Source organism: Mycobacterium sp. IS-1742, assembly GCF_001500125.1.
Classification (GTDB): domain Bacteria; phylum Actinomycetota; class Actinomycetes; order Mycobacteriales; family Mycobacteriaceae; genus Mycobacterium.
Genome location: NZ_LQIV01000041.1, coordinates 193890 through 220087, shown reverse-complemented (window position 1 = coordinate 220087; position 26198 = coordinate 193890). Strand labels below are relative to the sequence as shown.

At 70.9% G+C, this 26198-nt stretch carries 26 protein-coding genes; 20 read left to right on the top strand and 6 right to left on the bottom strand.

The genetic code is table 11. The annotated features are described in order from the left end of the window. Window positions 1-4 precede the first annotated feature (4 nt). Genes AU196_RS20270 through AU196_RS20240 form a run of 7 tightly spaced genes read left to right on the top strand, consistent with a single transcriptional unit; the run spans window position 5 to window position 8943 of the window. Window positions 5-472, top strand: a complete 468-nt coding sequence (locus tag AU196_RS20270) for a GNAT family N-acetyltransferase (protein ID WP_059096845.1) — start codon at window positions 5-7, stop codon at window positions 470-472. Next, window positions 469-2337 (top strand): magnesium chelatase subunit D family protein, encoded by a 1869-nt coding sequence (locus AU196_RS20265; RefSeq protein WP_059096844.1) that lies wholly within the window; start codon window positions 469-471, stop codon window positions 2335-2337. Before AU196_RS20270 ends, AU196_RS20265 begins: the two co-directional genes overlap by 4 nt. An 11-nt stretch (window positions 2338-2348) precedes the next feature. After that, complete coding sequence (gene cobO / locus AU196_RS20260; RefSeq protein WP_059096843.1) at window positions 2349-2963, top strand: cob(I)yrinic acid a,c-diamide adenosyltransferase; 615 nt, start codon at window positions 2349-2351, stop codon at window positions 2961-2963. A gap of 4 nt (window positions 2964-2967) precedes the next feature. Beyond that, window positions 2968-4335 carry a cobyrinic acid a,c-diamide synthase CobB gene (locus tag AU196_RS20255; RefSeq protein WP_059096842.1) on the top strand — a complete coding sequence of 456 codons (1368 nt, stop codon included), beginning with the start codon at window positions 2968-2970 and terminating at the stop codon, window positions 4333-4335. After that, entirely contained in the window at window positions 4332-5528 is a 1197-nt protein-coding gene (cobA, locus tag AU196_RS20250; RefSeq protein WP_059096841.1) for a uroporphyrinogen-III C-methyltransferase, read from the top strand. The genes AU196_RS20255 and cobA overlap by 4 nt, the downstream gene beginning before the upstream one ends. A 33-nt stretch (window positions 5529-5561) precedes the next feature. Further along, window positions 5562-7139 (top strand): MFS transporter, encoded by a 1578-nt coding sequence (locus AU196_RS20245; RefSeq protein ID WP_059096840.1) that lies wholly within the window; start codon window positions 5562-5564, stop codon window positions 7137-7139. A 49-nt stretch (window positions 7140-7188) separates the two neighbouring features. After that, a complete protein-coding gene (locus tag AU196_RS20240; protein ID WP_059096839.1) occupies window positions 7189-8943 on the top strand; it encodes a proline--tRNA ligase in 1755 nt (584 codons plus the stop codon). Window positions 8944-8945: 2 nt separating this feature from the next. Here AU196_RS20240 and AU196_RS20235 read toward each other — a convergent pair whose 3' ends face one another. Further along, entirely contained in the window at window positions 8946-9428 is a 483-nt protein-coding gene (locus AU196_RS20235) for a ferritin-like domain-containing protein (RefSeq protein ID WP_059096838.1), read from the bottom strand. Next, on the bottom strand, window positions 9425-9937 hold the full coding sequence (locus AU196_RS20230; protein ID WP_197415851.1) for a hypothetical protein: 513 nt from the start codon (window positions 9935-9937) through the stop codon (window positions 9425-9427). The genes AU196_RS20235 and AU196_RS20230 overlap by 4 nt, the downstream gene beginning before the upstream one ends. A 145-nt stretch (window positions 9938-10082) precedes the next feature. Here AU196_RS20230 and rimP point away from each other — a divergent pair, with 145 nt between their 5' ends. From rimP to AU196_RS20200, 7 genes are all read left to right on the top strand, one after another. After that, window positions 10083-10646: a ribosome maturation factor RimP gene (rimP, locus tag AU196_RS20225; RefSeq protein WP_059096837.1), complete on the top strand. Its 564-nt coding sequence runs from the start codon at window positions 10083-10085 to the stop codon at window positions 10644-10646. Continuing rightward, complete coding sequence (gene nusA, locus AU196_RS20220) at window positions 10643-11686, top strand: transcription termination factor NusA (RefSeq protein ID WP_059096836.1); 1044 nt, start codon at window positions 10643-10645, stop codon at window positions 11684-11686. The genes rimP and nusA overlap by 4 nt, the downstream gene beginning before the upstream one ends. Window positions 11687-11728: 42 nt before the next feature. Then, window positions 11729-12118 carry a YlxR family protein gene (locus AU196_RS26400; protein ID WP_353647255.1) on the top strand — a complete coding sequence of 130 codons (390 nt, stop codon included), beginning with the start codon at window positions 11729-11731 and terminating at the stop codon, window positions 12116-12118. A 78-nt stretch (window positions 12119-12196) separates the two neighbouring features. After that, window positions 12197-14962 (top strand): translation initiation factor IF-2, encoded by a 2766-nt coding sequence (gene infB, locus AU196_RS20215; protein WP_082695805.1) that lies wholly within the window; start codon window positions 12197-12199, stop codon window positions 14960-14962. Window positions 14963-14965: 3 nt separating this feature from the next. Continuing rightward, complete coding sequence (gene rbfA, locus AU196_RS20210; protein ID WP_059096834.1) at window positions 14966-15472, top strand: 30S ribosome-binding factor RbfA; 507 nt, start codon at window positions 14966-14968, stop codon at window positions 15470-15472. Continuing rightward, complete coding sequence (locus AU196_RS20205) at window positions 15447-16442, top strand: DHH family phosphoesterase (RefSeq protein WP_059096833.1); 996 nt, start codon at window positions 15447-15449, stop codon at window positions 16440-16442. Before rbfA ends, AU196_RS20205 begins: the two co-directional genes overlap by 26 nt. Then, window positions 16435-17781 carry an MATE family efflux transporter gene (locus AU196_RS20200; protein ID WP_059096832.1) on the top strand — a complete coding sequence of 449 codons (1347 nt, stop codon included), beginning with the start codon at window positions 16435-16437 and terminating at the stop codon, window positions 17779-17781. Before AU196_RS20205 ends, AU196_RS20200 begins: the two co-directional genes overlap by 8 nt. Window positions 17782-17785: 4 nt before the next feature. On the opposite strand, the gene AU196_RS20195 is transcribed toward AU196_RS20200, so the two are convergent. Beyond that, window positions 17786-18553, bottom strand: coding sequence for an enoyl-CoA hydratase (locus AU196_RS20195; RefSeq protein ID WP_059096831.1), 768 nt, complete (start codon window positions 18551-18553; stop codon window positions 17786-17788). 38 nt (window positions 18554-18591) lie between these two features. Between AU196_RS20195 and AU196_RS20190 the strand changes: the two genes are divergently transcribed. Together AU196_RS20190 and AU196_RS20185 are read left to right on the top strand one after the other, a co-directional pair. Then, entirely contained in the window at window positions 18592-18885 is a 294-nt protein-coding gene (locus tag AU196_RS20190) for a DUF2277 domain-containing protein (RefSeq protein WP_059096830.1), read from the top strand. Continuing rightward, a complete protein-coding gene (locus tag AU196_RS20185; protein ID WP_059096829.1) occupies window positions 18882-19430 on the top strand; it encodes a DUF1802 family protein in 549 nt (182 codons plus the stop codon). The genes AU196_RS20190 and AU196_RS20185 overlap by 4 nt, the downstream gene beginning before the upstream one ends. Here the strand turns inward: AU196_RS20185 and AU196_RS20180 are convergent. Next, a complete protein-coding gene (locus AU196_RS20180) occupies window positions 19419-21074 on the bottom strand; it encodes a CocE/NonD family hydrolase (protein ID WP_059096828.1) in 1656 nt (551 codons plus the stop codon). The genes AU196_RS20185 and AU196_RS20180 overlap by 12 nt on opposite strands. A 30-nt stretch (window positions 21075-21104) precedes the next feature. After that, the gene (locus AU196_RS20175) at window positions 21105-21686 is read right to left on the bottom strand and encodes a DUF3558 domain-containing protein (protein WP_059096827.1); all 582 of its coding nucleotides are present in this window, start codon (window positions 21684-21686) and stop codon (window positions 21105-21107) included. Between the two features lie 156 nt (window positions 21687-21842). Between AU196_RS20175 and pptH the strand changes: the two genes are divergently transcribed. The 3 genes from pptH to truB are packed head-to-tail and all read left to right on the top strand — an operon-like array spanning window position 21843 to window position 24363. Continuing rightward, complete coding sequence (pptH, locus tag AU196_RS20170) at window positions 21843-22805, top strand: ACP phosphodiesterase PptH (RefSeq protein ID WP_059096826.1); 963 nt, start codon at window positions 21843-21845, stop codon at window positions 22803-22805. Further along, window positions 22802-23473: a 4'-phosphopantetheinyl transferase PptT gene (gene pptT, locus AU196_RS20165; protein WP_059096825.1), complete on the top strand. Its 672-nt coding sequence runs from the start codon at window positions 22802-22804 to the stop codon at window positions 23471-23473. Before pptH ends, pptT begins: the two co-directional genes overlap by 4 nt. Continuing rightward, window positions 23470-24363 (top strand): tRNA pseudouridine(55) synthase TruB, encoded by an 894-nt coding sequence (gene truB, locus AU196_RS20160; RefSeq protein ID WP_197415850.1) that lies wholly within the window; start codon window positions 23470-23472, stop codon window positions 24361-24363. Before pptT ends, truB begins: the two co-directional genes overlap by 4 nt. Here the strand turns inward: truB and mntR are convergent, their stop codons facing one another. After that, window positions 24364-25059: a manganese-binding transcriptional regulator MntR gene (gene mntR, locus AU196_RS20155; protein WP_059096823.1), complete on the bottom strand. Its 696-nt coding sequence runs from the start codon at window positions 25057-25059 to the stop codon at window positions 24364-24366. It abuts the gene before it with no gap. Window positions 25060-25140: 81 nt separating this feature from the next. Between mntR and AU196_RS20150 the strand changes: the two genes are divergently transcribed. Continuing rightward, entirely contained in the window at window positions 25141-26118 is a 978-nt protein-coding gene (locus AU196_RS20150) for a bifunctional riboflavin kinase/FAD synthetase (protein WP_157546527.1), read from the top strand. The last annotated feature ends 80 nt before the right edge of the window (window positions 26119-26198 follow it).

Genomic DNA, 26198 nt, shown 5'->3' with positions numbered 1-26198 from the left:
GACGATGACGGTCGCGCTGCGCCGCAGCTGGGCCAAGGACCTGGACGCGGCGACGCTCTACGAACTGCTCAAGCTGCGGGTCGAGGTCTTCGTCGTCGAGCAGGCCTGCCCGTACCCGGAACTCGACGGCCGCGATCTGCTCGCCGAGACCCGTCACTTCTGGCTGGAGGGCCCCGACGGTGAGGTCGTCTCCACGCTGCGGTTGATGGAGGAACATCCCGGCGGGCACAAGGGTTTCCGCATCGGCCGGGTCTGCACCCGCAGGGATGCGCGCGGCCACGGCCACACCGCCCGGTTGATGCAGGCCGCGCTCGCCGACGTCGGTGACCACCCGTGCCGCATCGACGCCCAGACATATCTGGTGGAGATGTACGCCCGGCACGGATTCGTCCGCGCCGGTGACGAATTCGTCGAGGACGGCATCCCGCACGTGCCGATGCTGCGCCCGGCGTCCGGGACGGCACACCCGTGACCGCGGCCGCGACGCCCACGTATCCGTTCAGCGCGATCGTCGGCCACGACCGGCTGCTGCTGGCCCTGCTGCTGTGCGCGGTGCGCCCCGAGATCGGCGGCGTGCTGATCCGCGGGGAGAAGGGCACCGCGAAATCGACCGCCGTACGCGGGTTGGCGCACATCCTGTCCCGGGTCGACGGCGGTGCACTGGTCGAGCTGCCGATCGGGGCGACCGAGGACCGTGTCGTCGGATCGCTGGATCTGCAGAAGGTGCTGCGCGACGGCGAACACGCCTTCTCGCCGGGCCTGCTCGCGCGGGCCCACGGCGGCGTGCTCTACGTCGACGAGGTCAACCTGCTGCACGACCACCTGGTCGACGTGCTGCTCGACGCGGCCGCGATGGGCCGGGTGCACATCGAACGCGACGGGATCTCCCACACCCACGAGGCGCGGTTCGTGCTGATCGGCACGATGAATCCCGAAGAGGGCGAACTGCGTCCGCAGCTGCTCGACCGGTTCGGGCTCACCGTGGACGTCGCGGCGAGCCGTGACGTCGACGTCCGCGTCGAGGTGATCCGCGCACGGATGGCGTTCGAGGCGGACCCGTCCGGCTTCGCCGAGCGCCATGCGGGCCAGGACGCCGACCTGGCGCGGCGGGTCGCCGAAGCGCGTGCTCTCGTACCGTCGGTGTCGTTGCCGGACAGCGAGTTACGGCGGATCGCCGCCCTGTGCGCGGCGTTCGACGTCGACGGGATGCGAGCCGATCTGGTGGTCGCGCGCACCGCGGTCGCGCACGCCGCCTGGCGGGGCGTGCGGACCGTCGGCGAAGAGGACATCCGGGTGGCCGCCGAACTCGCGCTGCCGCACCGGCGCAGGCGCGACCCGTTCGACGACCCCGGCCTGGACCCCGAGCGCCTCGACGAGGCGATGGAGCAGGCCGGTGCCTCCGCCGACGCGGCCGACCCGGACCCCGACCCCGAACCCCCGCCGGATCCGCCCGGCGGGGGCGCGCCCGGCGAATTACCGGAACCGACGCGCCCGCAGGGCGGTTCGTCGTCGGACCGGACACGCAGCAGCGGCGCCCCGTCCGCGGTCTTCAAGACCAGGACCCTGGTGGTGCCCGGCGTCGGGGAGGGTGCGCCCGGCCGGCGGTCCCGGGCCCGCAACCGCACCGGCACGGTCGTGGCGTCCACCGCCGACGCCGAGACCGGACACGGTCTGCACGTCTTCGGGACGCTGCTGGCCGCCGCGGAGAACCAGCGCGTACCCGGCCGGCCCCGGCCCGGTGCGCAGGACGTGCGCCGGGCCGTACGCGAGGGGCACGAGGGCAACCTGGTGGTCTTCGTCGTCGACGCCTCGGGGTCGATGGCGGCCCGCGACCGGATGGCCGCGGTCGGCGGCGCCACGCTGTCCCTGCTGCGCGACGCCTACCAGCGTCGCGACAAGGTCGCGGTGGTCACCTTCCGGCAACGGCAGGCCACGCTGCTGCTGCCGCCCACGACGTCGGTGTACATCGCCAGCCGCCGGCTGTCGCGGTTCGACACCGGCGGCAAGACGCCGCTCGCGGAGGGTCTGCTCGCCGCCCGCGACGTCGTCGTCCGGGAGAAGGCCCGCGACCGCGCCCGCCGCTGTCTGGTCGTCGTGCTGACCGACGGCCGCGCCACCGGGGGGCCGGATCCGCTGGGCCGCACGCGTGAGGCCGCCGCCCGCCTGGTGGCCGAGGGTGCCGCCGCCGTGGTCGTCGACTGCGAGACGTCGTTCGTGCGGCTGGGCCTGGCCGAGGAACTCGCCGTGGCGCTGCGTGCGCCCGCCGTCCGGCTGGCGCACCTGCGCGCCGACGATCTCACCCGCCTGGTCACCCAGACCGACCGCACCGCCGCCTAACGGAGGAAGCCATGCCGCAGGGCCGTCCCGCGACCGTCCCCGACGACGGGCTGACCACCCGCGCCCGGCGCAACGCACCGCTGCTGGCCGTGCACACCGGCCCGGGCAAGGGAAAATCGACCGCCGCGTTCGGCATGGCGCTGCGCGCATGGAACCAGGGCTTCGACATCGCGGTGTTCCAGTTCGTCAAGAGCGCGAAGTGGAAGGTCGGCGAGGAGTCGGTGTTCCGCGAGCTCGGCCGCCTGCACGACGAGAACGGCGCGGGCGGCGCCGTCGAATGGCACAAGATGGGGTCGGGCTGGTCGTGGTCGCGCAAAGCCGGCAGCGACGACGACCACGCCGCCGCGGCGGCCGACGGGTGGGCCGAGATCGTTCGCCGGCTCGCCGAGGAGCGCCACGACTTCTACGTGCTCGACGAGTTCACCTATCCGCTCAAGTGGGGCTGGGTCGACACCGCGGAGGTGGTCGAGGTGCTGCGCTCGCGTCCGGGAAGGCAGCACGTCGTGATCACCGGCCGTGACGCACCGCAGTCGCTGATCGACGCCGCCGATCTGGTGACCGAGATGACCAAGGTCAAACATCCGATGGATGTGGGCCGGAAGGGCCAGAAGGGCATCGAGTGGTGAGCACGTGAGCGTCCCCGCCGTGGTGATCGCCGCACCCTCGTCGGGGAGCGGAAAGACCACGGTCGCAACGGGTTTGATGGGTGCGCTGCGCCGCGCCGGACATGCGGTCGCGCCGTTCAAGATCGGCCCGGACTTCATCGACCCCGGTTACCACGCGCTGGCCGCCGGACGCCCCGGCCGCAACCTCGACCCGGTGCTGGTCGGCGAACACCTGATCGGCCCGCTGTACGCGCACGGCGCCGCGGGCGCGGACATCGCCGTCGTCGAAGGTGTCATGGGACTGTTCGACGGGCGCATCGACGATCGGATGTCCGGTCCGGCAACGGGTTCGACCGCACACGTGGCGGGTCTGCTCGGCGCACCGGTGGTCCTCGTCGTCGACGCCCGAGGGCAGAGCCACAGCATCGCCGCACTGCTGCACGGCTTCTCGACGTTCGATCCGCACACCCGCATCGCCGGGGTCGTCCTCAACCGGGTCGGCTCCCCACGCCATGAGGAGGTGCTGCGGCAGGCCTGTGAACACGCCGGGCTGTCCGTGTTCGGGTCGATCCCGCGCACCGAGGCGCTGGCCGTCCCGTCCCGCCACCTCGGCCTGGTCACCGCGGTGGAACACGGACGCGCGGCGCGCGACGCGATCGCCGCGATGGCCGACCTGGTCTCCCGCCACGTCGACGTCGACGCCGTCGTCGGCGCCGCGCACGCCGCCGTCACCGCCGCGCCGTGGGACCCGGGCGCCGCAGGTGAATCGGCGTACTCGGTGACCGTCGCACTGGCCGCCGGGAAGGCGTTCACCTTCGGCTATCCCGAACACGGAGAACTGTTGCGTGCCGCCGGTGCGCAGGTGGCCGAGTTCGACCCGCTGACCGACGATCTGCCCCCGGACGCGGCGGCGCTGGTGATCCCCGGCGGATTCCCCGAACAGCATGCCGCCGACCTGTCTGCGAATGTGCCTGTGCGGCAACAGATCGCTCGGCTCGCCTCGCTCGGGTCCCCGATCCACGCCGAGTGTGCGGGGCTGACCTACCTCGTCGACGACCTCGACGGCCTGCCCATGTGCGGGGTGCTGTCGGGTTCGGCGCGGTTCACCGAACGCCTCACGCTGGGCTACCGGCAGGCCATCGCCGTCACCGACTCGTCGCTGCACCGCGCGGGGGAGCGGGTCACCGGCCACGAGTTCCACCGCACCGCCGTCACATTCACCGACCGGTACGAGGCGGCCTGGCACTTCGCGGGCGGACCGACGGGCACCGTCACCGACGGCGCGGTGCGCTCCGGCGTGCACGCGGGCTACCTCCACACCCACCCGGCCGCACACCCCCGTGCGGTCGCCCGCTTCGTCGCATCGGCCGCACGCTCTAAGCTCGCCGGGTGACCGATAACGCGTACCTCGTCGGCCTGCGACTCGCAGGCAGGAAGGTCGTCATCGTCGGTGGCGGCACGGTCGCGCAGCGCCGGCTGCCGCTGTTGATCGCCAACGGCGCCGACGTGCACGTCATCGCCCGCGCCGCCCGGCCCGCCGTCGAGGCTATGACCGGAATCACACTGACACTGCGCGACTTCCGCGTCGGCGACCTCGACGGCGCCTGGTATGTCATCGCCGCGACCGACGATCCCGACGTCAATGCGGCCGTCGTCGCCGAAGCCGAACGCCGCCGCATCTTCTGCGTGCGCGCCGACATCGCGCGCGAGGGCACCGCCGTAACGCCCGCGTCGTTCGAATACGAGGGTCTGTCGGTCGGCGTGCTCGCCGGCGGAGAGCACCGCCGTTCGGCGGCCATCCGGTCGGCCATCCACGAGGCGCTCGCCAGCGGAGTGATCTCCGGGGACGCCCAGGACACGGTGGCCACGGGCGTCGCGCTGGTCGGCGGTGGGCCCGGCGACCCGGAACTCATCACGGTGCGGGGACGCCGGCTGCTCGCCCAGGCCGATGTCGTGGTCGCCGACAGGCTGGCCCCTCAGGAACTGCTCGCGGAGCTGCCGCCGCACGTCGAGGTCATCGACGCCGCCAAGATCCCGTACGGCCGCGCGATGGCCCAGGATGCGATCAATCAGGTGCTGATCGACCGGGCCTCGGCGGGCAAGTTCGTGGTGCGCCTCAAGGGCGGCGATCCCTTCGTGTTCGCGCGCGGTTACGAAGAGGTGCTCGCCTGCGCCGACGCGGGCATCCCGGTCACCGTCGTACCGGGTGTGACCAGCGCCATAGGTGTTCCCGCGCTCGCCGGCGTGCCCGTCACCCACCGGCATGTGACGCACGAGTTCGTGGTGGTCAGCGGCCATGTTGCGCCGGACCACCCCGAATCGTTAGTGAATTGGGATGCACTGGCCGCGCTCACCGGCACCATCGTTTTGCTGATGGCCGTCGAACGCATCGAGTTGTTCACCAGGGTGCTGATCGCAGGCGGCCGACCTGCGGAGACGCCGGTACTCGTCGTCCAGCACGGCACCACGACCGCGCAACGCACTTTGCGGGCGACGCTCGCCGACGCGCCGGAACGGATGAGCGCCGAGGGCATCCGACCTCCCGCGATCATCGTGATCGGCCCGGTCGCGGCCTTCGGTGGATAAAAAGATTCTAAGAGTACTGTAAGGTAACCCGTTATGACGGCTCTCAACGACGCAGAGCGCGCAGCCATGATCCGCGATGCCGAAGGGCGGTCAAAGCGTGCGCAGCCGATGAGCGCAGAACAGTCGCCCGCAGGGCGGGCGAAGACACCGACCTGGTTACCGTCGCGGCGCTTCTTCGCCGCGGTGATCGCGATCGCCGGGATGCAGCTGCTCGCCACCATGGACAGCACGATCGCGATCGTCGCACTGCCCAAGATTCAGGACGAGCTGTCGCTCTCCGACGCCGGCCGCAGCTGGGTCATCACCGCCTACGTGCTGACCTTCGGCGGCCTGATGCTGCTCGGTGGCCGCCTCGGCGACACCATCGGCCGCAAACGGGCCTTCATCGCCGGCGTCGCGCTGTTCACCATCGCCAGCATCCTGTGCGGGATCGCCTGGAACGAGGCGACTCTGGTCATCGCCCGCCTGCTGCAGGGCATCGGCGCCGCGATCGCCTCGCCGACCGGCCTCGCGCTGGTGGCCACCACCTTCCCCAAGGGTCCGGCCCGCAACGCCGCCACCGCGGTGTTCGGCGCGATGACCGCGGTCGGCTCGGTGATGGGCCTGGTCGTGGGCGGGGCCCTGACCGAGGTCTCCTGGCGCTGGGCGTTCCTGGTCAACGTGCCCATCGGCCTGGTGATGATCTACCTGGCCCGCACGACGCTGCGCGAGACCAGCAAGGAGCGGATGAAGCTCGACGCCACCGGCGCCATCCTCGCGACCCTGGGGTGTACGGCCGCGGTGTTCGGCTTCTCGATGGGCCCGGAGAAGGGCTGGTTGTCGCCGATCACCATCGGGTCCGTCTGTGCCGCCCTGGTGTTCCTGTTGATGTTCATCATCGTCGAGCGCAGCGCGGAGAACCCCGTCGTGCCGTTCGATCTGTTCAAGGACCGCAACCGGCTGGCGACCTTCGCCGCGATCTTCCTGGCCGGCGGTGTGCTGTTCACGCTGACCGTGCTGATCGGCCTCTACGTCCAGGACATCCTCGGCTACAGCGCCCTGCGCGCCGGGGTCGGCTTCATCCCGTTCGTCATCGCGATGGGCATCGGGCTGGCGCTCTCGTCGCAGCTGGTGTCCCTGCTGCCGCCGCGCGTGCTGGTCATCGCCGGCGGCGTGCTGGTGCTCGGCGCGATGATCTACGGTTCCACCCTCAACCGGGGCATCCCGTACTTCCCGAACCTCGTCGTCCCGATCACGGTCGGCGGCATCGGGATCGGCATGATCGTCGTCCCGCTGACCCTGTCGGCGATCGCCGGCGTCGGGTTCGACCGCATCGGTCCGGTGTCGGCCATCGCGCTGATGCTGCAGAACCTCGGCGGCCCGGTCGTGCTGGCCGTGATCCAGGCCGTGATCACCTCGCGCACGCTGTATCTGGGCGGCACCACCGGTCCGGTCAAGAACATGGACGGCACGCAGATCGCCGCCCTCGACGCCGGCTACACCTACGGGTTGCTCTGGGTGGCGGCCGTGGCCGTCCTCGTCGGGATCGCGGCTCTGCTGATCGGCTACACCTCCCAGCAGGTCGCGCACGCCCAGGAGGTCAAGGACGCGCTGGACGCCGGCGAGCTCTGAGCTGACCGACCGCCGTCGGTGACCTGCCCGGCGGCTAAGGTGGTCCGCTGTGATCACCCGCATGTCCGAGCTGTTCCTGCGCACTCTGCGTGACGATCCCGCCGACGCGGAGGTGCCCAGCCACAAGCTACTCATCCGGGCCGGCTACGTCCGCCCCGTCGGCCCCGGCCTCTACACCTGGCTGCCGCTCGGGCTGCGCGTGTTCCGCAAGGTCGAGCAGATCGTCCGCGACGAGATGACCGCGATCGGCGGCCAGGAGATCCTGTTCCCCGCACTGCTTCCGCGCGCGCCGTACGAGACCACCAACCGCTGGACGGAGTACGGCGACACGCTGTTCCGGCTCAAGGACCGCCGGGACAACGACTACCTGCTCGGGCCCACCCACGAGGAACTCTTCACGCTCACGGTGAAGGGGGAGTACAGCTCCTACAAGGACTTCCCGCTGATCCTGTTCCAGATCCAGACCAAGTACCGCGACGAGGCCCGGCCCCGCGCAGGCATCCTGCGCGGGCGCGAGTTCGTGATGAAGGACTCGTACTCGTTCGACGTCGACGACGACGGACTCAAGTCCGCCTACCACCTGCACCGTGAGGCGTACCAGCGGATCTTCGCCCGCCTCGGGGTGCGGTACGTGATCGTCTCCGCGGTGTCGGGAGCCATGGGCGGCAGCGCATCCGAGGAGTTCCTGGCCGAGAGCGAGGTCGGCGAGGACACCTTCGTCCGTTGTCTGGAGTCCGGCTACGCCGCCAATGTCGAGGCGGTGCTGACCCGCGTGCCCGACCCGCTGCCCATCGAGGGCCGACCGGAGGCCGTGGTCCACGACACCCCGGACGCCCCGACGATCGCGACGCTTGTCGACTGGGCCAACAGCGCAGACCTGCCGGACTTCGCCGGCCGCCCGGTCACCGCCGCCGACACGCTGAAGAACGTCCTGCTCAAGGTCCGCGAACCGGGCGGCGAGTGGGAACTGCTGGCCGTCGGGGTGCCGGGGGACCGCGAGGTTGACGACAAACGGCTCGGGGCGGCGCTGGAACCGGCCGAGTACGCACTGCTCGACGACGCGGACTTCGCCAGGCACCCGTTCCTGGTCAAGGGTTACGTCGGCCCGAAAGCGTTGCTGGACAACGGAGTTCGCTATTTGGTCGACCCGCGGATCGTCGATGGGACGGCGTGGATCACGGGAGCCGACGCACCCAACAAGCACGTCGTCGGGCTGGTCGCGGGCCGCGACTTCTCGGCCGACGGGACCATCGAGGCCGCCGAGGTGCGCGACGGCGATCCCTCACCGGACGGGGCCGGGCCGCTGGTCAGCGCCCGCGGCATCGAGATCGGCCACATCTTCCAGCTGGGCCGCAAGTACACCGAGGCGTTCAACGCCGACGTCCTCGGCGAGGACGGCAAGCCGGTGCGGTTGACCATGGGCTCCTACGGCATCGGCGTCTCCCGGCTGGTGGCCGTGATCGCCGAACAGCAGCACGACGAGCTGGGCCTGCGGTGGCCGGCCGCGGTCTCCCCGTTCGACGTCCACGTCGTGATCGCCAACAAGGACGAGGGCGCCCGCAGCGGCGCCACCGAACTGGCCGGCGAACTCGACCGGCTGGGACTCGAGGTGCTGCTCGACGATCGCAAGTCCTCCCCGGGGGTGAAGTTCAAGGACGCCGAACTGCTCGGCGTGCCGTGGATCGTCGTGGTCGGCCGCGGCTGGGGCGACGGGGTGGTCGAGCTGCGTGACCGGTTCACCGGCGAGAAGCGTGAGATCGGTGTCGAGGCCGCGGCGACGGAGATCCTCGCGGCCGTGCGGTAGCGCTACTCGTTGCCGCCGGGGAAGGCGACGGTGACCGGATCGGTGCCCACGATCTGCGTCCAGCGCGCCGCCGCGACCGCCGACTCCGTCAGGGCCGTCAGCCCGAACGTCCGGTCCTCGGTGCCGGTCGCCTGTTCGACGACCGCCCGCCACGCCGCGGCGCCGTCCTCCTCCATGCGGACCGCCAGCTTGGCGGCCTCACGCGGATCGTCGACCGGCATCGGCACCCGGTAGCCGGCCGCCGGTAAGGGCGGGGACACCTGCCGCTGCTCGAGCAGCGCGATCGCGGCCTCCCGGCGTTCGCGGTGCTCGGAGATCGACGCCGACACCAGCCAGTTCGCCTCGGGCGTGGAATGTGCCGACACCAGGCCGTATCCGTAGATGGTGGCGTGTTCGGTGGCGATCGCGTCGTAGAGCGCCCCGTCCGCGCCGTCGGCGGGGCGCGACGGCAGGTCGGGATCCGGGGTCGGCTCGACCGAGGTCACGGGGTGTCCTTCGGTGGTGGCGCCAGGGCGACCTGCCACGCCGCGGTACAGGCGGCCGCGATCGAACCCAGCAGGCCGGCGCGGTAGCCGGACATCTGGGCCGCGAGGCCGGTGGCGCTCTCGGCGGACTGGCGCAGCGCGCCGATCACGTCGCGGACCGTCGGTGGCCGGGCCGGTGCGGCGGTACTCGTCGACGGGGTGGCGGTCGGCGCCTCGGTGCCGACCAGCCTGACGAGCTCGTCGGCCAGTGCCCGCCCGTGTGCGTCGCGTTCGGCGGCCACCGCGGTCAGTGTCTTCTTCAGGGGCGGGCGCGCACCGGCGGCGGCGTCGGTGGCCAGCCGGCTGTCGGCGCGGGCCCGCTCGAGCTGGGCGGCCAGCTCGTCGACCTCCGGCGGCGGCGGTGCGGAGCCGCACGCGGCCGCGGACACGCTCAGCACCGCCAGCGCCGCGGCGCCGGCCAGCAGACGGCGCCTGCTGAGGATGTCGGGGGCGCTCGGCACGAGCAACATCCTGCCATTGCCGTGCCGGCCGTCGGGCGGTGCACGTTCGCTGTCTGCCCCGGCGAGCCTGGCGTATCGTGAATAGTCGATTACGGCGGCCACCGAGGCCGGCCGCCGGCACGCGTTCAGAACAATTCAAGATGAGGAGCTCGTCGTGGCACCGGAGCCGAAGTTGCGGCCGGCGGGGTTGCCGTCGCAGGAGCAGGTGATGGAGCTACTCGACGGCGAGTTCGCCCGCGCCGGATACGAGATCGAGAACGTCGTCATCGACGGCGGGGCCCGCCCGCCGCGCATCACCGTCGTCGTCGACGGTGACCGCCCGCTGGACCTCGACACCATTGCGAGCCTGTCGCGCTCGGCATCCGAACACCTCGACCAGGTCGACCAGTCGGTCGGGGCGGCCACCTATGTCCTGGAGGTCACCTCCCCGGGGGTGGACAGACCGCTGACCACCGAGAAGCACTACCGGCGGGCGCGCGGCCGCAAGGTGGAGCTGACCCTGTCCGACGGTTCGCAGCTGACCGGCCGGCTGGGCGCGCTCACCGACGGCGGCCAAGCCGTGTCGCTGGTGGTCCGCGAAGGTGCGCGCGCCGACTACTCGGTGCGCGAGCTGCCGCTGGAGGGAATTGTCAAAGCCGTTGTCCAGGTGGAGTTCTCGCCACCGAACCAGCGTGAGCTGGAGTTGACCGGCCGACCGGGAGAGGAGGCCGGAGCGTGAACATCGACATGGCGGCCCTGCACGCCATCGAGGCGGACAAGGGCATCTCGGTCGACGTCGTCGTGGACACGATCAAGTCGGCGCTGCTGACCGCATACCGCCACACCGAAGGTCATCAGTCGGACGCGCGCATCGACATCGACCGCAAGAGCGGTGCGGTCAAGGTGATGGCGCGCGAGACCGACGCCGACGGCAACCTCATCCAGGAGTGGGACGACACCCCCGAGGGGTTCGGCCGGATCGCCGCCACCACGGCGCGCCAGGTCATCCTGCAGCGCCTGCGCGACGCGGAGAACGAGAAGAACTACGGCGAGTTCTCCGCCCGGGAGGGCGACATCGTCGCCGGGGTCATCCAGCGGGATGCCCGCGCGAACGCCCGCGGCCTGGTCGTGGTGCGGATGGGCAGCGAGACCAAGGGCAACGAGGGTGTCATCCCGTCCGCCGAGCAGGTGCCCGGCGAACGCTACGAGCACGGCGACCGGCTGCGCTGCTACGTCGTCGGCGTCACCCGCGGCGCGCGGGAACCGCTGATCACCCTGTCGCGCACCCACCCGAACCTGGTGCGCAAGCTGTTCAGTCTCGAGGTCCCCGAGATCAACGAAGGTTCGGTCGACATCGTCGCGGTCGCGCGCGAGGCCGGGCACCGGTCGAAGATCGCGGTGGCCTCGCGTGTCCCCGGGCTCAACGCCAAGGGTGCCTGCATCGGGCCCATGGGCCAGCGGGTCCGCAACGTGATGAGCGAACTGTCCGGGGAGAAGATCGACATCATCGACTACGACGAGGACCCGGCGCGGTTCGTCGCCAACGCACTCTCGCCGGCCAAGGTCGTATCGGTCAGCGTCATCGACGAACAAACCCGGGCCGCGCGGGTGGTCGTGCCCGACTTCCAGTTGTCGCTGGCGATCGGCAAGGAAGGGCAGAACGCCCGGCTCGCGGCCCGGCTGACCGGGTGGCGGATCGACATCCGCAGCGACGCGGCACCGCCCGATCAGCACCGGCCCGGTTCGGACGCCCCGCAATCGGCGGTGCGCGACGGGTAGCGCAGGACCGTAACCGCACGGCCGTTTCGGTTCGCGGGGACCGTGGGGCTAGACTCAACCGTGAGCCAGCGCGAGATTCCGGTGTCGCCGCATCGAAGTGCGTCAGCCCCCTCGGGGCCCGTGCGGACGTGTGTGGGATGCCGGAGGCGAGAGTTGGCCGCCGAACTGCTTCGAGTGGCCGCTGTGGTGGACGGGAACGGTGACTGCACCGCGACCGTTGACACAGCGGGTAATCTGCCCGGGCGGGGTGCCTGGTTGCATCCCGACGCGCAGTGTCTACACGCGGCGATCCGGCGGCGAGCGTTCGTCCGAGCGCTGCGAATCACCGGTTCACCGGACCTATCCGCGGTGATCGAGCACGTCGAGAATGTTTCGGCGGGTTCGCCTCACCCGGCAAGAGAACAGGTAGCGAAGAACATGAGCACACCGTGAAGTCCCGATGACCATGCGTCATAGCTAACCCGAGGCGCGGCGCCTACCACCGCTGTCGCCTCTAGAGATGGAGATGTAGTGGCAGGTAAGGCTCGCGTGCACGAGTTGGCAAAGGAACTCGGTGTCACCAGCAAAGAATTGCTCGCAACGCTCAAAGAGCAGGGCGAGTTCGTCAAGTCAGCCTCGTCGACAGTCGAGGCTCCCGTAGCGCGCCGGTTGCGCGAGAAGTTCGGCAGTAAATCCGCGCCCGCCCCCGCCAAGAGCGCAGGTAACGGAGCGCCGGCGGCACCGGCTTCACCGGCCACGTCCGCGACACCCGCCACGGCCGCCGCAGCGGCCGCGCCGGCTCCGACCCCGGCCCCGCCGGCTCCCGCGAAACCGGCGGCTCCCAAGCCCGCCGCACCGCAGCCTGCCGCACCGGCGCAACCGGTGGCCCCGGCTGCGTCGGCGGCGCCCGCGGCACCGGCGGCGTCCGCGCCGGCCCCCGCACCCGCCCCGTCGCGGCCCGGACCGACACCCGGTCCCCGCCCCGGCCCGGCGCCCAAGCCCGCACCGCGCACCCCGCGTGTCGGCAACAACCCGTTCTCCACGCAGCAGCCGGTCGAGCGGCCGATTCCCCGGCCGCAGCCGCGTCCCGGAGCCCCGCGGCCCGGCACGCCGCGTCCCGGTATGTCGCCCAACAACATGCCGCCGCGTCCCGCCGGTCCCCGTCCGGGCGCTCCCGCGGGACGTCCCGGCGGCCCGCGCCCCGGCCCCGGTGGTCGTGGACCCGGTGGCGGCGGTGGCCGCCCCGGTGGTCCCCACGGCGGTGGCGGCGGCAACTACCGCGGCGGCGGCGCCGGCGGTGGTGGCGGCGCAGGTGGTGCGGCTGCCGGTGGTTTCAGAGGCCGTCCCGGTGGCGGCGGTCGTCCCGGCCAGCGCGGAGGCGCGGCCGGTGCGTTCGGCCGTCCCGGCGGAGCCCCGAAGCGTGGACGCAAGTCGAAGCGCGCGAAAAGGGCCGAATACGAGAACATGCAGGCCCCGGTCGTCGGTGGCGTGCGGTTGCCGCACGGCAACGGCGAGACCATCCGGTTGGCCCGCGGCGCATCGCTGTCCGACTTCGCCGAGAAGATCAACGCCAACCCGGCCTCGCTGGTGCAGGCGCTGTTCAACCTCGGTGAGATGGTCACCGCGACGCAGTCGGTGAACGACGAGACCCTCGAGCTGCTCGGCAGCGAGATGAACTACGTCGTACAGGTCGTCTCGCCCGAGGACGAGGACCGCGAACTGCTCGAGTCGTTCGACCTCACCTACGGCGAGGACGAGGGCGGCGAGGACGACCTCGAGGTCCGTCCGCCGGTGGTGACCGTCATGGGCCACGTCGACCACGGCAAGACCCGACTGCTCGACACCATCCGTAACGCCACCGTGCGCGAGGGTGAGGCCGGCGGCATCACCCAGCACATCGGCGCCTACCAGGTGACCGTCGACCTCGACGGTTCCGAGCGGCCGATCACCTTCATCGACACCCCGGGCCACGAGGCGTTCACCGCCATGCGTGCCCGCGGTGCGAAGGCCACCGACATCGCGATCCTGGTGGTCGCCGCCGACGACGGCGTGATGCCGCAGACGGTGGAGGCGGTCAACCACGCCCAGGCCGCCGACGTGCCGATCGTGGTGGCGGTCAACAAGATCGACAAGGAGGGCGCCGACCCGGCGAAGATCCGCGGTCAGCTCACCGAGTACGGCCTGGTGCCCGAGGAGTACGGCGGCGACACCATGTTCGTCGACATCTCGGCCAAGGCCGGCACCAACATCGAGGCGCTGCTCGAAGCGGTCATCCTGACCGCCGACGCGTCGCTGGACCTGCGGGCCAACCCCGACATGGAGGCCCAGGGCGTGGCGATCGAGGCGCACCTCGACCGTGGCCGCGGCCCGGTGGCGACCGTGCTGATCCAGCGCGGAACGCTGCGGGTCGGCGACTCGGTGGTGGCAGGCGACGCCTACGGTCGCGTGCGACGCATGGTCGACGAACACGGCGAGGACGTCGAGGCGGCGCTGCCGTCGCGTCCGGTGCAGGTCATCGGCTTCACGTCGGTGCCAGGTGCCGGCGACAACTTCCTCGTCGTCGACGAGGACCGCATCGCCCGCCAGATCGCCGACCGGCGCAGCGCGCGCAAGCGCAACGCGATGGCCGCCCGCAGCCGCAAGCGCATCAGCCTCGAGGACCTGGATTCGGCGCTGAAGGAAACCAGCCAGCTGAACCTGATCCTCAAGGGTGACAACGCCGGTACGGTCGAGGCGCTCGAGGAGGCCCTGCTGGGCATCCAGGTCGACGACGAGGTGGAACTGCGCGTCATCGACCGCGGTGTCGGTGGCGTCACCGAGACCAACGTCAACCTGGCGTCGGCCTCGGACGCGATCATCATCGGGTTCAACGTCCGCGCCGAGGGCAAGGCCACCGAACTGGCCAACCGCGAAGGTGTGGAGATCCGCTACTACTCGGTGATCTACCAGGCCATCGACGAGATCGAGAGCGCGCTCAAGGGCATGCTCAAGCCGATCTACGAGGAGAAGGAACTCGGCCGCGCCGAGATCCGCGCGATCTTCCGGTCGTCGAAGGTCGGCAACATCGCCGGTTGCCTCGTCCAGTCGGGCATCATGCGGCGCAACGCGAAGGCCCGCCTGCTGCGCGACAACGTCGTGGTGGCCGAGAACCTCACCGTCTCGTCGCTGCGGCGGGAGAAGGACGACGTCACCGAGGTGCGCGACGGCTACGAATGTGGTTTGACGCTGACCTACTCGGATATCAAAGAGGGCGACGTCATCGAGACGTACGAACTGGTGGAGAAGGCGAGGACCTAGGGTATGGCTGACCCGGCACGAGCGAAGCGGTTGGCCAAGCGCATCTCCACCATCGTCGCCTCGGCGATCGAGTACGAGATCAAGGATCCACGGCTGGCCGGTGTGACGATCACCGACGCCAAGGTGACCAACGATCTCCACGACGCGACGCTGTACTACACGGTGCTGGGCAGCAGCCTCGACGAGGAGCCGGATTACGTCGGGGCGGCGGCCGCACTGGACAAGGCCAAGGGTGTGTTGCGGACCAAGGTGGGCGCCGGGACCGGGGTGCGGTTCACCCCGACCCTGGCGTTCGTCCGCGACACGGTGCCCGACGCCGCGCACCGCATGGAGGAGTTGCTGGCCCGCGCCCGCGCCGCAGATGAGGATTTGGCGAGAGTTCGTGAGGGCGCCAAGCACGCGGGCGATGCGGACCCGTACCGTGTGAGTGGGGCGGAGGAGACTCCGGGGGAATCGGACCACGAGCTCGACGCTGAGGACACCGGTGACCGCAATCGACAAGACGACTGACGTACCAGCCGGCGCGCGCATAGACGCATACCGGGCGGCCGACATACTGGCCGCGGCTTCGACCGTCAGTGTGGTCTGTCACGTCTACCCGGACGCCGACACCATCGGCGCCGGGCTGGCGTTGGCGCTGGTCCTCGACCACGCCGGTAAGGGCGTCGAGGTCAGTTTCGCCGCACCCGCCGACCTGCCCGAGTCGTTGCAGTCGCTGCCGGGCGGTCACCTGCTGGTAGCGCCCGGGGCGATGCGCCGCGACGCCGACCTGGTGGTCACCGTGGACATCCCGAGCGTCAACCGGCTGGGCGAGTTGGGGGAGCTGGCGGCGCCGGGACGGCGCGTGCTGGTGATCGACCACCACGCGTCCAATCAGCTGTTCGGGACGGCGAACTACGTCGACCCCTCGGCGGACTCCACCACGATGCTGGTCGCCGAACTCCTCGACGCCTGGCACAAGCCGATCGACCTCGGCGTTGCGCACTGTCTCTACGCCGGCCTCACCACCGACACCGGCTCGTTCCGCTGGGCGAGCGCCCGCGCGCACCGGCTGGCCGCGCGGCTGGTCGAGATCGGCGTGGACAACGCCGCGATCAGCCGGACCCTGCTGGACACCCACCCGTTCGCGTGGCTGCCGATGCTCTCGCGCGTGCTGGCGTCGGCCCGGCTGCTGCCCGACGCGGTGGACGGCCGCGGCCTGGTGTACGCGGTGGTGACCCACGAGGAGCTCGCCGACGCGCGGCCCGAGGAAGTCGAGAGCATCGTCGACATCGTGCGCACCACGCAGCAGGCCGAGGTGGCCGCGGTGTTCAAGGAACTCCGCCCGCAGCACTGGTCGGTGTCGATGCGCGCGAAGTCGATAGACCTGACGTCGGTGGCCAGTGCGTTCGGCGGCGGCGGCCACCGGCTCGCGGCGGGCTATTCGGCCAGCGGCCCCGCCGACGACGTGGTCGCGGCGCTGCGAGCGGCACTTGGCTGAGCTCGACGGCGTACCGCCCGTCGAGCCGGCGACCAGCCGGCGCATCGCAGCGCTGGCCTTCCCCGCCCTGGGTGTGCTCGCCGCCGAACCGCTCTATCTGTTGTTCGATCTCGCCGTCGTCGGGCGGTTGGGCGCGCTCAGCCTGGCCGGGCTCGCCATCGGTGCGCTCGTCATGGGTGTGCTCAGCGCGCAACTGACGTTCCTCTCGTACGGCACGACGGCGCGTGCGGCCCGGTTCTACGGCGCCGGCGACCGGACGGCCGCCGTCGGGGAAGGCGTGCAGGCCACCTGGCTGGCCCTGGCCATCGGCACCACGATCGTGGTGGCCGTCCAGGCGACGGCGGTGCCGCTGGTCTCCGCACTGGCCGGCGCGGGTTCCGGGGGCGGCGAGATCGCCGACGCCGCACTGCCGTGGGTGCGCATCGCCAGCCTGGCGGTGCCCGCGATCCTGATCGCCGCGGCGGGCAACGGATGGATGCGCGGGGTGCAGGACACGATGCGGCCGCTGCGCTATGTCGTCGTCGGTTTCGCGGTGTCCGCGGTGCTGTGCCCCCTGCTCGTGTACGGCTGGCTGGGCGCGCCCGAGATGGGGCTGGCGGGTTCGGCGGTGGCCAACGTCGTCGGGCAGTGGCTGGCCGCGATCCTGTTCTGCCGGGCGTTGATCGTGGAGCGGGCGCCGCTGCGTCCGCAGCCGTCGGTGCTGCGTGCGCAGGTGGTGATGGGCCGGGACCTGGTCCTGCGGACCGTCGCGTTCCAAGCCTGTTTCGTCTCGGCGGGCGCGGTGGCCGCGCGGTTCGGTGCGGCCGCCGTGGCCGCCCACCAGGTCGTGCTGCAGCTGTGGAATTTCCTTGCGCTGGTGCTGGATTCGCTTGCCATCGCCGCGCAGTCGCTGGTCGGCGCGGCACTGGGGGCCGGTCACCTTCCGCACGCGAAGTCCGTCGCGTGGCGGGTGACCGTCTTCTCGACGGTGGCCGCCGGGCTGTTGGCGCTCGTGTTCGCCGTCGGGTCGTCGGTGTTGCCGGGCGTGTTCACCGACGACCGGTCGGTGCTCGACGAGATCGGCGTGCCGTGGTGGTTCCTGGTGGGTCAGCTACCGGTCGCCGGTGTGGTGTTCGCGCTCGACGGGGTGCTGCTCGGCGCCGGTGACGCGACATTCATGCGCAACGCCACGCTGATCAGCGCACTGGTCGGATTCCTGCCGTTGATCTGGCTGTCGCTGGCGTTCGGGTGGGGACTGCTCGGCATCTGGGCCGGCCTGTCGACGTTCATGGTGCTGCGCCTGGTGTTCGTCGGCTGGCGGGCGCTGTCCGGACGCTGGCTGGTCCCCGGCACGCGCTGAGCGCTCACCGCACCTGGGCGCGGCCCCGCTCGAACACCGCGGCGCGGCTCGCGGCGACGTCGTCGCCGGTCGCCGACGCCATCCACCGGCGCGCGGCGTCCGCCTCCAGCCACAGTGCGCCGGCGGTCTGGGACTCGTCGATGCGGTGGTAGGACTCCAGCAGCGAACGCACCGCGCGCTGGTTGTTGCCGACGATCGACGCCGCGATCGCGCGCGCGGCGGGGAGCAGTTCGGCGTGCGGGACGACCTCGGTGACCAGGCCGGCCCGCAGCGCGTCGGTCGCCGACAGGTAGTCGCCGGTGAGGCTCATCCGCCGCGCCATGCCGACGCCCACCTTCTGCGGCAGCCGCACCGACAGACCCCAGGTCGGCAGCAGACCGACACGGGCGTGGGTGTCGGCGAACCGGGCCTGTTCGGAGGCGATGAGGATGTCGCAGTAAAGCGCGAGCTCGAGACCGCCGGTCACCGCCGCACCGTTGATCGCGCCGATGACCGGCTTGGTCATCGACGGCCATTTCGGCGAGATGTCCGGCAACCGGGTCTGATCGCCGAGCTCCTTGAGGTCGAGGCCCGCGCAGAACACCGGGTCGGCTCCGGTCACGATCACCACGTCGACCGCGTCGTCGTCCTCCGCGTCGCGCAACGCACCGAAGAACGCCTCACGAAGCGCCGCGGACAACGCATTACGGGCCTGCGGCCGATTCAGCGTCAGGGTGCGGACCCGATCGGTGGTGTCGATCGCCAGAACGTCAGGGGTGTCAGCGTTGCTCATGGTGCTAGACGCTAGCCCCCGCGCCTATCGTGGCTGTCATGTGCCGAAACATCACCGAACTGCGCGGTCTGGAGCCGGCGGCCACGGCTGAGGAGATCGAGGCGGCGGCCCGGCAGTACGTCCGCAAAGTCAGCGGGGTCACGCGTCCCACCGCGGCCAACGCCGACGCGTTCGAGACGGCCGTCGCCGAGGTCACCGCGACGACGGCCCGTCTGCTGTCCGCGCTGCCCCCGCGACGCCAACCGCCCAAGAGCGTGCCGCCGCTGCGCCGGCCCGAGGTGCGGGCCCGGCTGAACGCAGGGGTTGATCGCTCCTCGCCCGCACAGGCGTGAGCACCCCGGCGCTCAAGGAGTGGAGTGCCGCCGTGCACGCGATGCTCGACGGCAGGCAGACCGTGCTGCTGCGCAAGGGGGGCATCGGCGAGAAGCGGTTCCACCTCGGCGCCGAGCGGTTCCTGCTGTTTCCGACGGTCGCCCACAGCCACGCCGAACGGGTGCGCCCCGAGCACCGCGACCTCCTCGGCCCGGCCGCGGCCGACAGCACCGAGGAGGCGCTGACGCTGCGCGCCGGAGCGCGAGTCGTCGCCGCGGTCGAGGTGAGTCGTCCCGACGCCGTCGGCGCACTCGAGCCGATGCACATCTGGACCGCCGAGTCCGTGCGGGCCGACCGGCTGGACTTCCGGCCGAGACACCGGCTGACCGTGCTGGTCGTCCAGGTCAGCCCGTTGACCGAACCGGTCCGCGTCGACCGCGCCCCGCAATACGGGGGGTGCACGAGCTGGGCCGACCTGCCGGTGCGCCCGGAGTGGGGGCCGCCGGTGCACGACGACGCCACACTCGCCGCGGTCGCCGACACGGTGCGCCGGTCAGTCGGCTGACGGGGGCGTCGGACCGGCGGGCAGCAGCAGCCGCGACACCCCGCCTGCGCCGTGGTGCACCGTGTGGGTGGCCGGGACGGTCCTGCTGCCGCTGATCGGTGGTTCGCCGGTCCCGAGGTTGCGGGCGAACCGCGGATGGGAGCCACCGGCGATCATCAGGCGCAACCGGGACCCCGCGCGGAAGCGGTGGGCCACCGCGTCGAGGTCGAGGCGCACGACGCCGTCCTCACCCGACAGGCGCCGGTATCCATCGGTGACGTTGCGGGAGCGCCCTTTCCGGTCCACCTCGGACAGGCGCACGAACAGGTCGCGGTGCGGGTTGTCACACGAGTGCGCGAGCTCGACCACGGGCGTTCCGACCACGTAGAGATCCGCGGGCAGCGGAGCACCGGTGAAAGCGAGCACATCGTCTCGGTGGGCCAGCCTGCGGTCGGCGCGGTAGCCGCCCTGCGCGGAGAGCAGGCGGCCGCCGATGGTCGGGGTGGGGTCGGTCGGATCGAAGGTGAACACCGAAGGCGCAGCCGTCGGATCCGGTGGCGCCGTGGACAATTCGCCTGTCACATGTGGAAACAGCTGTAGTTCGGGCATCGACGGCGGCCAGTCCGCGAGGTCGTGCCACCGATCGTTGTTGATCTCGATGCGCACCGGGGAGCGCCCGGATGCCGGTACGTCGCCCAGGTGGGTGTCCAGCCAGTCCAGCGTCTCGCGTACGACGGTGGGGGCGGCTTTCGTCATCAGCTGCGTGTGTGTCCACGCCCCGACCGTCAGCGCGGCCGGCACTCCGCGGCGCCGCAGGTGGGTGTACTGGGCCAGGGTCTGCTCGAGGAAGAGGTCCTGCCAGCCGCCGAACAGCAGGATGGGGACATCGACCCGGTCGAGTGCCTCGTTGGCCCGCAGATCGTCCCAGAACGCGGCGTCCTCGGCCTGTTCGATCCAGGACTCGAACCAGTTCGCACCGTCGCCGAGGAGCCGCCGTCCGGCCTCGCCGAGCGGAAGGTCCGCAGTGGCGCGCGCGAGTGCTCGTCGGGCCCGCACCTGCCGGATCAGCGCCGCCACACCGCGGTTGTCCTCCTGGCGGCTGACCATGTCGCTCCAGCCCAGGAAGTCGTTCAGCGAGAACGACCCGGTGCCCCACGACGACGCGCGGAAGTCGTGTGGGCCGACGGCGATCGCGGCGGCCTTCAGCTCCGGTGGCGGGTCGGTGAGCAACGCCCACTGGGTGAACCCGAGATAGGACAGCCCGACGGTCGCGAAAGAACCGGTGAACCAGGGTTGTTCGCGCAGCCACGCCGCGGTGTCGGCCCCGTCGTCCTTCTCGTGGACCATCGGGGTGAACTCGCCGCCCGAGCCGAACGTGCCCCGCACACTCTGCACCACGACGTGGTAGCCCCGCGCCGCGTACACGACCGCGAACAGCAGTGAGAACGGCCAGCCGCGGCCGTAGGGGCCGCGTACCAGGAGCGTGCCCGCCGCCGTCTGGGAGTCCGGGATGTAGTGGTCGGCGATCAGGTCGACACCGTCGCGCATCGGCACCCGCACGCCGCGCTCGACGGTGAAACCGCCGGTGCGCGGGGGAACGGCGAGGATGCGGCTGACGGCGTCGCCGACCGAACGGCGCAGCACGGCGGAACCGGTTGAGGTCATCCGGCCAAGGGTAGCCAGCGGCGGCGGCGGCTAATACTTGTAGTGCGGCGCCAGTTCGTGCGCCTTCTGCAGGTTGGTCTGCATGCAGTCGACGTCGGGCTGCGAGTAGATCGGCGAGTAGAACATCACCTGCTGGATGACGCCGTAGCTCGTGTCGAAGGCGACCGCGCACGTGATCCACCACCGGTTGTTCCAGTCGGTGGGCTTCATGATCCAGTACTGCGCGGCCCGGTGCCCGGCGATGTCGAGCTGGACGGCGTCGGGCGGCAGCGTCTCCTCGTAGGTCCGCCAGACGAACGCCTCGATGGTCATCTGGTAGTTGCCCGCGTCGTACTTGCAACGCAGCGCGTCTTCCGGGGCGGGTGGCGTGAAGGCCAGACCCGCGCGCTGGACGACGTCGAGCGGGATGTCGCGGCACGGGTCGAACGGTGACGGATCGACGGTGTCGAGCACCGGGTACTTGATCGTCGTCGACCCGGTCAGCGGCAGGAACGTCGAGCGCAGGTCGACCCCGCGCAGGGCGGGCCCGCCGGTCGGGTTGGTCGCGAACACCACCATGACTGCCGCGAACAGCGCACACAACGCCGAGAGCACCCTCAGCTTGGCGGCCATGTCACCCCCTGATGTCAGAACGGCTCAGTCCGCCGCGTGTCGTGTCCGACCCTTCGGGGAGTGTAGCCGTCGGCACGTCCCCGCAGAACCCGGAATGAGAACACGTTCTAGTTGCTCGAGACGACGCCGGCCGGCGCATCAGTAGGCTGGTCGGTTGTGGCGACACCCCAGAGCCCCCGCGACCGGCGACCGGTGTTGTGGGCGATCAGCGACCTGCACACGGGTCACACCGGCAACAAGCCGGTCACCGAGTCGCTCTATCCGTCCTCGCCGGACGACTGGCTGATCGTCGCCGGCGACGTCGGCGAGCGCACCGACGAGATCCGCTGGGCACTGGACGTGCTGCGGAAGCGTTTCGCGAAGGTCATCTGGGTGCCGGGCAACCACGAACTGTGGACGACCACCAGAGATCCGATGCAGATCTTCGGCAAGTCGCGCTACGACTACCTGGTCACGATGTGCGACGAGATGGGCATCGTCACCCCGGAGCACCCGTTCCCGGTGTGGACCGAGGAGGGCGGCCCCGCGACGATCGTGCCGATGTTCCTGCTGTACGACTACAGCTTCCTGCCCCGGGGAGCGGCGTCCAAGGCCGAGGGGCTGGCCATCGCTCGCGAGCGCAACGTCGTCGGCACCGACGAATTCCTGCTGTCGGCCGAGCCCTATGCCACCCGCGACGCCTGGTGCCGCGATCGGGTGGCCTACACCCGCAAGCGCCTCGAGGACCTCGACTGGATGACGCCGACGATCCAGGTGAACCACTTCCCGATGGTGCGCGAACCCTGCGAGGCGATGTTCTATCCGGAGTTCTCGCTGTGGTGTGGCACGACCGCGACCGCGGACTGGCACACCCGGTACAACGCGGCGTGTTCGGTGTACGGGCATCTGCACATTCCGCGCACCACCTGGTACGACGACGTGCGCTTCGAAGAGGTGTCGGTCGGATATCCGCGGGAATGGCGGCGCCGCAAGCCCTATCGGTGGTTGCGCCAGATCCTGCCCGAACCGAAGTACCCGCCCGGCTACCTCAACGAGTTCGGCGGCCATTTCCAGATCACCCAGGAGATGCGGGAGAACGCCGCGAAGATGCAGGAGCGGATCAGGGCGAGGCGCGGATGACCCCGCGCATGACGCTGCTGCCGGAGGTGCTGGGGGACAGGGTGATCTCCGCCGAACGCTACGACGATCCGCCCGACATCGCCCCGCTGCCCGAAGAGGAACCGTTGATCGCGCGCTCGGTCGCAAAGCGCCGCAACGAGTTCGTCACCGTCCGCCACTGCGCGCGTGAAGCGCTCGATGTGCTCGGCCTGCCGCCGGTTCCGATCCTCAAGGGCGACAAGGGTGAACCGCGCTGGCCCGACGGTGTGGTGGGCAGCCTCACGCACTGCGAGGGTTTTCGCGGCGCCGCCGTCGCCCGCCGCGGCGACGTCCGCTCCGTCGGGATCGACGCCGAACCGCACGGCGTGCTGCCCAACGGGGTGCTCGACGCGATCAGCCTGCCCGCTGAGCGCAGTGCCCTGGCGGGCCTGCCCGGAGGTCTGCACTGGGACCGGATCCTGTTCTGCGCCAAGGAGGCAACGTACAAGGCCTGGTTCCCGCTGACGCATCGGTGGCTCGGCTTCGAGGACGCCCACATCACGTTCCACGTCGATGGGTCGGGGTCAACCGGACGGTTCGTCTCCAGGGTGCTGATCGATCCTGCCGCCGAGACCGGTCCGCCGCTGACCACCCTGGAGGGCAGATGGTCGGTGCGGGACGGGCTGGCGCTGACGGCGATCGTCCTGTGACCGGCGCCGGGGTCGGCGGCGGCCTCGTCGTCGTCGACAAACCCGCCGGCATGACCAGCCACGACGTGGTCGGCCGGTGCCGACGGATCTTCGGCACGCGCAAGGTCGGTCACGCGGGCACGCTCGACCCGATGGCCACCGGTGTGCTGGTCGTGGGCATCGACCGCGCCACCAAACTGCTCGGGCTGCTCACCGCGACCGACAAGTCGTACGCGGCGACCATCCGGCTCGGGCAGACCACCACGACCGAGGACGCCGAGGGGGAGGTCGTCGAGACCACCCCGGCCACCGGGGTCACCGACGAGCAGATCGGTCGGGCCGTCGCGGCGCTGCGGGGGGAGATCGACCAGGTGCCGTCGGCGGTCAGCGCGATCAAGGTGGGCGGTCAGCGCGCCTACAAGCTCGTGCGGGAGGGACAGATGGTGGAACTGGCCGCCCGCCGCGTGCGCATCGACCGCTTCGACGTGCTCGCGGTCCGCCGGGTCGACGCGATCGTCGATGTCGACGTCGCGGTGGACTGCTCGAGCGGCACCTACATCCGGGCGCTGGCCCGCGACGTCGGCGCGGCCCTCGCGGTCGGCGGGCATCTGACCGCGCTGCGGCGCACCCAGGTCGGGCGGTTCGGGCTGGACGAGGCGTACACGCTCGACGCCCTGGCCGACGAGCCGCGACTGAGCCATTCGCTCGACGAGGCGTGCCTGCTGGCGTTCCCGCGCCGCGACCTCTCCGCCGAGGAGGCGGAGTCCACCCGGCACGGAAGGCCCCTGAAACCGGCGGGTCTGAGCGGGGTGTACGCGGCCACCGCGCCGGACGGCTCCGTCCTCGCTCTGCTCGAGGACGGCGGACAGCGGACCAGGTCGGTGGTCGTGCTGCGGCCGGCGACCCTGTAGTTACGGGACGACGACCCAGATCGCCTCTGCCGCAGGGCTTCCCAGGTCGACGGTGGCGTCGTCGCCGTCGCTGCCCTCGACGGCCACCGAGATCAGGCCGGCGAAATCGCGCCGTGCCAGCACCCGCAGTCGCGAGTCCAGGCTGATGCCCACGCTGTCGAAGTAGCGCAGCATCTCGGGGTCGGCGTCGGAGATCCGCGCCACGGTGCCCGCGTCGCCGTTCTCGCACTCGGACAACTGGCGCGCGGGCGGGGTGGGCACCCGGCCGTCGGCCGCGGGGATCGGGTCGCCGTGCGGATCGCGGGTCGGGTGGCCGAGTTTGGCGTCGATGCGCATCAGCATCAGATCCGACACCGCGTGCTCGAGCACCTCGGCCTCGTCGTGGACCTCGTCCCAGCTGTACCCCAGCTCGTTGACCAGGAACGTCTCCATCAGCCGGTGCCGGCGCACCATCTGGAGGGCGGCGTGCCTGCCCTCGTCCGTCAGCGTCACCGCCCCGTACTTCTCGTGGTTGACCAGACCCTGGTCGGCGAGTTTGCGGATCGACTCCGATGCGGTGGACGCCGACACACCGATTCGTTCGGCCAGCAACTTCGTGCTGACCTTCTCGTGGGACCACTCCTGCGCGGTCCAGATGGTCTTGAGGTAGTCCTGCGCGACCGTCGTCAGGTCGCGGGGGTTGCTGTCAGGACTCACAGTGACAAAGTTTAGGCACTCACCGCCCGATCCGGTGATCTAGCGGAACCGGCGAGCGTGGCGCGCCGTAGGCTTGCGGTCGTGCAGCGCTGGCGGGGTCAGGACGACATCCCCACGGACTGGGGGCGGTGTGTCGTCACCATCGGGGTGTTCGACGGTGTCCACCGTGGTCACGCGGAGTTGATCGACAACGCGGTCAAGTCCGGCCGGTCCCGCGGTGTGCCGACGGTGCTGATGACGTTCGACCCGCACCCCATGGAGGTCGTCTTCCCGGGTAGCCATCCGGCTCAGCTGACCACGCTGACCCGCCGGGCGGAGCTGGTCGAGGAGATGGGCATCGACGTCTTCCTGGTGATGCCGTTCACGGCGGACTTCATGAAGCTGACCCCGGAGCGCTACATCCACGAACTGCTCGTCGAACGGCTGCACCTCGTCGCGGTCGTCGTCGGGGAGAACTTCACCTTCGGCAAGAAAGCGGCCGGCAACGTCGACCTGCTGCGCAAGGCGGGGGAGCGGTTCGGCTTCGCCGTCGACAGCCTGTCTCTCGTGGCCGAACACCACCGCGACGAGACCGTCACGTTCTCGTCGACCTACATCCGCTCCTGCGTCGACGCGGGTGACGTCATCGCCGCCGCGGAGGCATTGGGCCGTCCGCATCGCGTCGAGGGGGTCGTGGTGCGTGGTGACGGGCGGGGTCGCGGGCTGGGCTTCCCGACCGCGAACGTGGCGCCGCCGATGTACTCGGCCATCCCGGCCGACGGCGTCTACGCCGCGTGGTTCACCGTCCTCGGGCACGGGCCGGTGATGGGCACGGTGGTGCCCGGCGAGCGCTACCAGGCGGCCGTGTCCGTGGGCACCAACCCGACGTTCTCGGGGCGCACCCGCACCGTCGAGGCATTCGTCCTCGACACCTCCGCCGACCTCTACGGACAGCACGTCGCGGTCGACTTCGTGGCCCGCATCCGCGGGCAGGAGAAGTTCGACTCCGTCGACGACCTGATCGCGACGATGGGGACGGACACCGACCGGGCTCGGGCGATCCTGCGCAATTCTGTCTGAGCGTCGACTCGCGGTAGACTGCTCGACGCAACGACGTGTGCTGCAGTTCGCGGTGGCCACGTCGCCTTTCTTTGTCACCC

Bases quoted from the DNA above. Each gene is read 5' to 3' on its own strand.
- AU196_RS20175 (WP_059096827.1), bottom strand. From the start codon at position 21,686: ATGGCCGCCAAGCTGAGGGTGCTCTCGGCGTTGTGTGCGCTGTTCGCG.
- AU196_RS20270 (WP_059096845.1), top strand. From the start codon at position 5: ATGACGGTCGCGCTGCGCCGCAGCTGGGCCAAGGACCTGGACGCGGCG.
- AU196_RS20245 (WP_059096840.1), top strand. From the start codon at position 5,562: ATGACGGCTCTCAACGACGCAGAGCGCGCAGCCATGATCCGCGATGCC.
- pptT (WP_059096825.1), top strand. From the start codon at position 22,802: ATGACCCCGCGCATGACGCTGCTGCCGGAGGTGCTGGGGGACAGGGTG.
- AU196_RS20195 (WP_059096831.1), bottom strand. From the start codon at position 18,553: ATGAGCAACGCTGACACCCCTGACGTTCTGGCGATCGACACCACCGAT.
- AU196_RS20180 (WP_059096828.1), bottom strand. From the start codon at position 21,074: ATGACCTCAACCGGTTCCGCCGTGCTGCGCCGTTCGGTCGGCGACGCC.
- rbfA (WP_059096834.1), top strand. From the start codon at position 14,966: ATGGCTGACCCGGCACGAGCGAAGCGGTTGGCCAAGCGCATCTCCACC.
- cobO (WP_059096843.1), top strand. From the start codon at position 2,349: ATGCCGCAGGGCCGTCCCGCGACCGTCCCCGACGACGGGCTGACCACC.
- AU196_RS20230 (WP_197415851.1), bottom strand. From the start codon at position 9,937: ATGTTGCTCGTGCCGAGCGCCCCCGACATCCTCAGCAGGCGCCGTCTG.
- AU196_RS20190 (WP_059096830.1), top strand. From the start codon at position 18,592: ATGTGCCGAAACATCACCGAACTGCGCGGTCTGGAGCCGGCGGCCACG.